At 51.1% G+C, this 7,984-nt stretch carries 5 protein-coding genes; 4 read left to right on the top strand and 1 reads right to left on the bottom strand.

Annotation, left to right across the window (positions count from 1 at the left end):
- The 4 genes from ACMJ0U_RS04400 to ACMJ0U_RS04385 all read left to right on the top strand — a co-directional run.
- Positions 1 to 1,909 (top strand): AAA family ATPase (locus ACMJ0U_RS04400; protein WP_417128428.1); only part of this gene is annotated, 1,909 nt, incomplete at its 5' end.
- Positions 1,910 to 2,048: 139 nt separating this feature from the next.
- Positions 2,049 to 4,019 (top strand): DUF3857 domain-containing transglutaminase family protein, encoded by a 1,971-nt coding sequence (locus ACMJ0U_RS04395; RefSeq protein WP_417128427.1) that lies wholly within the window; start codon positions 2,049 to 2,051, stop codon positions 4,017 to 4,019.
- A gap of 37 nt (positions 4,020 to 4,056) precedes the next feature.
- On the top strand, positions 4,057 to 5,694 hold the full coding sequence (locus tag ACMJ0U_RS04390) for a DUF3857 domain-containing protein (RefSeq protein WP_417128426.1): 1,638 nt from the start codon (positions 4,057 to 4,059) through the stop codon (positions 5,692 to 5,694).
- A gap of 100 nt (positions 5,695 to 5,794) precedes the next feature.
- Positions 5,795 to 7,351: an ATP-binding protein gene (locus ACMJ0U_RS04385; RefSeq protein ID WP_417128425.1), complete on the top strand. Its 1,557-nt coding sequence runs from the start codon at positions 5,795 to 5,797 to the stop codon at positions 7,349 to 7,351.
- Between the two features lie 8 nt (positions 7,352 to 7,359).
- On the opposite strand, the gene ACMJ0U_RS04380 is transcribed toward ACMJ0U_RS04385, so the two are convergent.
- Positions 7,360 to 7,984: hypothetical protein (locus ACMJ0U_RS04380; protein WP_417128424.1), on the bottom strand; the 625-nt coding region annotated here is incomplete at its 5' end.

Here is a 7,984-nt window from a genome sequence, read left to right as displayed (position 1 = left end):
TCATTTTAAAATTCGTTTGTTGTATATGAAAAATGTCATGTTACGTGCTACACGCACCTTTATTGAAAATCTTTGTGCTCCCGAATATGCCAATAACCACCTCGCCGTGGAAATCTCTCATCCCGATGGTTTTACCGATGCCCAGGAACTTTCTATCCGGGTGTATTCCAGCGAATACCGCCTGCTGGGCTGTGACACTCGTTCACTGAAAGGGAAAAGACCCCGAAAAGTACGGTTCGACATACTCTCTGAAGAAGAATGGGAAGCCGGACTCTACCGTATCTACATCTACCGCAACGGACGCCCGGTGGGATGGACGCTCCTGGAGCTCTATTCCAGCTACGAATGCTGGGACAAGACCGAAGTGGAAGACTTCCAGACCCGCCCCGAAGAAAAATACTTTACCGAGACCTTCTGTTTCCTACCCTTGTTCTCCTGGATGCACCAGGAACAATGTGATTCGAACCTCATCCAGCAGTTCCTCGAAACATTGTATGCGCTCGACAGCCATCAGCTTGCCGTGCCTCACCTGCTCGTTTCAGGCAATCAGGCCCGTAAATATGCCGCCCGCCTGCTGGCCCTCCATTTCTGTGAAAAGCAGACCGCTCTTTGCTGCCATTTCTCCCTACAGGAATTGCTGGAGGGTTCCCTGCAATGGAAAGTCCTGCAAGAGAAGATGGACACCCGGAAAGTGGTACTGGTGGAGGTACCCTACAAGGAGTACTCCCGGCAGGAATCCAATCTGCTTGACCTGTTAGGAAACCTGATGGAACAGAAAGTTTCTTCCGGTCCTATCTTCATCTTCTACGGTACGATGGACAGTACCTATCAGTTGCGCAGATGCAGCACAGCGATGAGCCGCATCTTCACGGAAGAGAACACCATCTATACACCCGACAAGGCAGAAAACGACAACCCGGATAAAGACTTTCCGGCAGATAATCTTCCCTTACCATTTGACGAAGAAAAGCCGCTCCCACATACCGAGGATAATCCACTGCCCGAAGACAATACACCATCGGATGCCGAACAAGCTTTGCAGGAGATGGTGGGACTGACCCGCCTGAAGGAAGACTTGCGGGAGGCCCGGATGCTGGCCGCCTTCATGAAACGGCGTATGGAATTAGGACTCGACACGGAACTGGACAACCGCCACCACATGCTGTTCTTAGGCAATCCCGGTACAGGAAAGACAACGGTAGCCAAACTCATCGGACAGCTGTATCACCAGATGGGACTGCTTTCCAGCGGACATACCATAGAGACATGCCGCACAAAACTGGTAGGCGAATACATCGGTGAGACAGAAAAGCACATCAGGCAAGCCATTGAGGAGGCCCGGGGAGGCGTACTCTTCATCGACGAAGCCTACACCCTGATTACCACGAAGCAAGAAACGAAAGATTTCGGGAAAGAGGTGATTCACGCCCTGCTCACCGTGCTCTCGGAACCCAATCCCGACATGATTATCATCCTGGCCGGCTACGAGGACAAGATGCAGCAGATGCTCCGTACCAATCCCGGCTTACAGGAGCGTTTCCCTCTCCAGTTCTACTTTGACGATTACAATGCGGACGAGCTGATGGAAATGGCACACCGTCTCTTGCAGAAACGCAATTTCCAGCTGACTCCCGAAGCGGACAAGGAACTGTACACCCTGATTGCGGAAGCCACTGCCCAGCGCGACGAGTATTTCGGCAACGGACGCTGGCTGCACAACCTGATAGAGCAGGGTGTCATCAAGTGCATGGCCCAGCGTATCATGTCGCAGCCTTCCATTCCCGACAATACCTTCCTGTTCCGTACCATCACTAAGGAAGATGTCCTGAAGGCAGGCAATCGCCTCCACGGCAAACAGGTGGTGAAACTGGAACCGCAGCCCATCCGTCGCATCGGATTCAGAGCCTGATACCATATAATAACCTTCGCCATTGCTAAATCTATGACAAAGGTTCTAGAAAAATAAATCTCTCAATCGTTAGGTCAGCTACACAAGAATACCTACCTTTAAAACCGTTATTTATTATCAGGCAGTCTATCAGAAAAATATGAAAAAGACAAAACTATTTTTTGTGAGTGCTGCCCTCCTGATAGGAGGAGGGACGGCTGCACATGCCCAGTCGTGGAGAAACGGCGGGGCAGTTTCTTTGGATAAGCAGTATGCCGATTATCCTTGCGTGAATTTACTGGACAGTACAAGTGTGATGGTGGAGCCCACCGGACAGGGTTCGTTTGCGGTCTGCCGGGCCATACGGATACAGACGTCTGCCGGAGCCTTGCAGCAACGAGTACTGAAGTACGATTACGACCCGCTGACGGCAGCAGCCACCTTCAAGCGAGTAACCATCTACCATGCCGACGGAACATATACATCGGTCGATGTGACCAAGGCCTGCGACTATGCCGCTCCGGCCAGAGCCATCTACTGGGGAGCCCGCCAGATTATGCTGGAACTGGGCACACTGCAACCAGGCGACATCATCGACTATGAAATCGACAAGAAAGGATTTACATACGCCTTGCTGGGTGATTCACCCCAGGCAGGAGACGATTCCCGCTTCATCCCACCCATGCGCGGACAGTTCTACGACATCGTGCCCTTCTGGTCGGCCGACCCCACCCTGCGCAAAGTGTACCGCGTCAGTCTGCCGGCCGAAAAAGAAATGCAATTCCAGTTCTACCAAGGCGACTGCGCTTCTTCCATGCGTTACGAAGACGGACGGAAAGTCTACACCTTCGCCAAAGATGCCATCCTACCATTCCGTCGGGAACCGAACATGGTCGATTTCTATGACGCCGCACCAAAGCTGATGATGTCTACCTCCGCCGACTGGAAAGAGAAGTCACGCTGGTTCTACGGAGTCAACGAAGACTACGGAAGCTTCACCGCCATTCCAGAAGCCCAGAAGAAAGTAGACGAACTCATTCGGGGTAAAAAGACCGAACTGGAGAAAGTGGCGGTACTCACCCACTGGGTAGCCGACAACATCCGTTATGCAGGTATCTCCATGGGAAAGGGAGAAGGATTCACCCTGCACAACCTGAAAATGAACTACACAGACCGCTGCGGCGTGTGCAAGGACATTGCCGGCACACTGATTGCGTTCCTGCGGATGGCAGGATTCGAAGCCTTTCCGGCCATGACCATGGCAGGCAGCCGGGTGGAGACCATTCCGGCCGACCATTTCAATCATTGCGTGGCCGTGGTGAAACTCAGTGACGGCACGATGATGCCGCTCGACCCCACGTGGGTACCTTTCTGCCGGGAACTGTGGAGCAGTGCCGAACAGCAGCAGAATTACCTGCCGGGCACACCGGAAGGCACCGACCTGTGCCTGACTCCCATCTCCGACCCGGAAAACCATTACGTACGCATCAAGGCACAAAACACCCTCGATGAAAAAGGCACGCTGAAAGGCACCTTCACCATCGAAGCCGAGGGACAGAGCGACAACAACATCCGCCGCATCTTCACCACCGGATTCCAGAGCGAATGGGCACATACCATGGAACGCCAGTTGCTGAACGTATCGCCCAAAGCCCGATTGAAAAGCGTGGACTACGGACGGACACCCAAAGACTACCAGCGTGCCCCCATCCGGATTACGTTCCGCTACGAGATTCCGGAATATGCGCTGAAAGGCGACCAGGGAGAAATGGTTTTCAAACCCTTTGTGCTGAATAACCTTTACACGCAAGTCCTCTCCTACCTGCGGATAGATACCAGCCTGGAGAAACGGGCCTACGGTTTCAAGGACGGTTGCTCCCGTCTGGTAGAAATGGAAGAAAACCTGAAACTTCCTGCCGGATACGAATGGCAAGGAAAGGAAAAGCAGGACCAGATGGACGGCTCTGGAGCCGGATTCACCGGATACATGAGACAAAACGGCAACCAGTTGCAGGTGAAAACATCCTTGCGCCTGAAGAAACGGGTCTACGAAGCATCCGACTGGGACAGTTTCCGGAATGCGGTAAACACTGCCAAGGAATATGGAGAATATATTGTGGTAAAGAAATAACCACTCATACGAGAATTTTAACAAGAAACGAAGCGTAATGAAAACATTATCAATCTACATAGGAATCATAGGAATACTTTTGCTGGCAGTGCTGCCGTCCAGCGCCGCATCGGAAGCAGAATTCCGCAAACTTTCAAAAACGTACACCCTGCGTGCCGACGGCTGCCAGGAGATGCGGGTGCAAAAGGAACTCACCCTGTTCACCCATGCCGCCATGAACGGCCTGTACGGAGAAACATTTATCGTGTATAACCCCGATTTTCAGAAGCTGGAGATTCACGCGTCTTACACCCGTCAGAAAGATGGCACCGTGGTTCAGACACCCGCCAATGCCTTCGTAGAGGTATTGCCTGCCGCAGCTGCCAACGCACCGGCCTATAACCAGCTGAAGGAAATGGTCGTGGTGCACACCGGACTTGAATTAGGTGCCACCATCGTGCTGGATTACTCTATTGTGAGCAAAGCCGGTTACCTGCCGGAACTCGATGTCTGCTGTCCGGTCAAGGAACTTTCTCCCATCAAGGAATTCACCTTCCGCCTGAACGTGCCGGCTGGCAAATCAGTGCGCTATGAACTGTTGAACGCATCTGCCCAGCCATCCATTGCCCAAAGAGACGGAATGAAGTCCTTCACCTGGACACTGAAGGAAGTGAAACCCCGTCCATACGCCTATCCTTCCGCAAGAGGAAATATGGGGCAAGCACAAGCGGTAGCCAGCGGCATGATGCCTGTCTTCATAGCTTCTACCTGGTCGCAGTACGATGAAGCCCTGAAAAGCCTGAAAGCACAATTCCAGCCCGGAAGCCGCTCCGTTATTGAAGCAAAGGTAGCCGAACTGACCCGAGGCATCCAAGACAATCCGCAGGCAGTCCGCAACGCCATCGCCCGCTACATGACCGAACTGTATCAATTGGGACGTTGCGGCGTATCACTGCAGGATGCCGGCTACCGTCTCCGTCCGGCATCGGAAGTCATCCGTTCAGTTTACGGTACCCAGGCAGAACTGGTGAACCTGGATGTCACCTTGCAGCAGGCAGCCGGACTGGAAGCGGAAGTAGCCGTGTGTGCCTTGCGTCCGTCAAAAGCTGAAAACCAAGGACTGTCTACCATCGTATCGCTGGTAGCCCAAAGCAAGCTGATGCCCGAGAAGGTCGCCCTGACAGGCACCGAAGAAGCCAATCTGCAACCCTTCCTGACGGTGGCCAATCTGGATGGAAAACCACTGACAATGGAAGCTTATTTAGGAGCCAAGGAAATGCAGCAGACCGACACCCTGAAGGTGGACGAAAAGAAGTTGCAGCAGCCTGCCGAAGGATGGGAAATCGTGACACTGAACGACCCGACACCGGCCCGCACGCTCTATGCGTATGCTGCCAATACAACCATTCCCGAGAATATCCTTCTGCCGAGAACTATGAACTGCACGTTAGAGACCATTGTCTGCCTGCCGGAAGGAATGAAAGCAACTCCTCGCGCCAACAAGGAAATCAGCAATGCCTGCGGAAAAGTAGTATTCAGTTACCAGCCCACGAAAGAAGGCATGAAAGTGACCCGTAGCCTGCGCATCAGCCGCCAGTTGCAGACTCCATCGAATTACAAGGAACTGTATGCCCTCCTGGCAGAATGGAGAGATGCCAATAGCCATACGCTGGTGGTGAAGAAAGTAGCAGAATAAACTGAAAATTTCCGGCCAACTTTTCCGTTTCCTGTTTCTGGCCTGTTTGAATGTTCGCTGAAAATTACTACATTCGCAGTAGAATCAAAATCCAGAGGTTATGAGCAAGCTATATCCGGTAGGAGTACAGAACTTTGAAAAAGTGATATTGGGTGGTTATGAATACGTCGATAAGACCGCCTTGATTTATCAGTTGTTCAATACAGGAAGTTACTATTTTCTGAGCCGTCCGCGACGCTTCGGAAAAAGCCTGCTATTGTCGACCCTTGAAGCCTACGCACAAGGAAAGAAAGAGCTTTTCAAGGGACTGGCACTGGAGAAACTGGAGAAGGACTGGACAGAATATCCGGTACTGCACCTGGATTTGAATACACAGAAATACGATACGCCGGAATCGCTGACCAACGTGTTGGAGGAAAACGTGCAGAACTGGGAAGCGCTTTATGGAGCATCTTCCAGTGAAATCGGCGTAGCCCGGCGTTTTCAGGGCATCATCCGCCGTGCCTGCGAGCAGACAGGCCGCCGTGTGGTGATTCTCATCGACGAATATGACAAGCCCATGCTCCAGGCCATCGGCAATGAAGCCTTGCAGAACGAATACCGCAGCACCCTGAAAGCCTTCTACGGAGCATTGAAATCCATGGACGGTTGCATCCGCTTTGCCCTGCTTACGGGAGTGACCAAGTTCGGTAAGGTCAGCGTGTTCAGTGATTTGAATAACCTGATGGACATCTCCATGGACGACCGCTACGTGGAAATCTGCGGCATCAGCGAGAAGGAAATCCATACGTATTTTGAGGAAGACATTCATGCGCTGGCTACAGCTACAGGCCTGACTTATGAAGAGACTTGTGCAGAGCTGAAATCTAATTACGATGGCTATCATTTCACGGAAAATGCCGTGGGTATGTACAATCCATTCAGTCTGCTCAATACGTTTGCGAAGAAAAAGTTCGGCAGCTACTGGTTTGAAACAGGCACACCGACTTACCTCGTCGAACTGCTCAAGCTCCACCACTATCCGATAGAAGAACTGGAACACATCGTCACCAGCCAGCCGGTGCTGGACAGTATTGATACGGCCTCAACCGACCCGATTCCGGTTATCTACCAGAGCGGCTACCTCACCATTAAGGGCTACAACAAGATGTTCGAGAACTACACGCTGGGGTTCCCCAACCGCGAGGTGGAACAGGGCTTCTTCAAGTTCCTGCTGCCCAACTATGCATCGGTGAGCGTAAGCAGGTCGCCCTACCAGATTCAGTGCTTCGTAGAGGAAGTGATGGCCGGTAAGGTGGACGATTTCTTCGAACGGTTAAAGACCATGTTTGCCGACATCCCTTACGAGCTGGCGCGCGACCGTGAGGTGCATTACCAGAACATACTTTACATCATCTTCAAGCTGATGGGCTTCTATGTGCAGGTGGAATACCATACTAGTCGCGGTCGGATTGACCTGGTGCTCCAGACGCAGGACTACGTGTACATTATGGAATTCAAGCTGAACGGCAGTGCAGACGAGGCCCTGGCCCAGATTCGGGAGAAAGACTATGCCGCACCTTTTGCCAAAGACAGCCGTACGGTCTACAAGATTGGCGTAAACTTCAGCGATGAGCTTCGGAACATTCAGGAAGTGAAGGTGGAAGTAAAGCCTTGATTCTCATGTCAGTTTATTTCAATGGCATAAGAAACTACAACCGCTTTTACGCCTGCTTCCGGGTATTTGCTCTTATAATGTGTTGTCAGGTCCTTGTATAGATAGAAAAGATTTGATGTTACTCCTGCTTCTCTTGATCTTGCAGAATATCCTAAAAATACATCAAATGAAGGATAGCCTGTTTCATTCCCTCCTTCATCCAGGAATGCCCATTCCATAAAACCATCTACTTGTCCTTCGGATGGTAACATATTATACACTTCGGGAAATTCTTCCTGAGTTTTATTGGTTCTTTTTATCAGACCAGGTCCTAATACATTAGTGTCATCTTTTATTGCGAGCCATTTCGGTCCTTCACTGTTGCCATAATAGAAATAGTGATAGTCTAATGGCAGAATCGAGTTATTCTTCAAATCCTCTTCAATCACCTCTTTGTTATCAGCCTCTACCGCATATCTGTATTCAGGCAGAAATTTGTCTTTATAAAATGCTTCCGGAATAAAGTGTTTCGGTAATCCCTCCGAGGCTTTTTTCTCTTTGGAGATTACCTCAAGCAACTCATGTTCCGTCCAGGCTGGTTGCCCCATACTATAATCCAAGTAACTTGTTTCGCTGATTTTTATTTTATATTCA

This window comes from Phocaeicola sp., assembly GCF_048170425.1.
Classification (GTDB): domain Bacteria; phylum Bacteroidota; class Bacteroidia; order Bacteroidales; family Bacteroidaceae; genus Phocaeicola.
Note: the sequence above shows the minus strand (reverse complement) of the source record. Positions and strands in the feature narration are given on the sequence as shown.

Excerpts from the sequence above, each read along its gene's own strand:
- ACMJ0U_RS04385 (WP_417128425.1), top strand. The coding sequence starts at position 5,795 with ATGAGCAAGCTATATCCGGTAGGAGTACAGAACTTTGAAAAAGTGATA.
- ACMJ0U_RS04390 (WP_417128426.1), top strand. The coding sequence starts at position 4,057 with ATGAAAACATTATCAATCTACATAGGAATCATAGGAATACTTTTGCTG.
- ACMJ0U_RS04395 (WP_417128427.1), top strand. The coding sequence starts at position 2,049 with ATGAAAAAGACAAAACTATTTTTTGTGAGTGCTGCCCTCCTGATAGGA.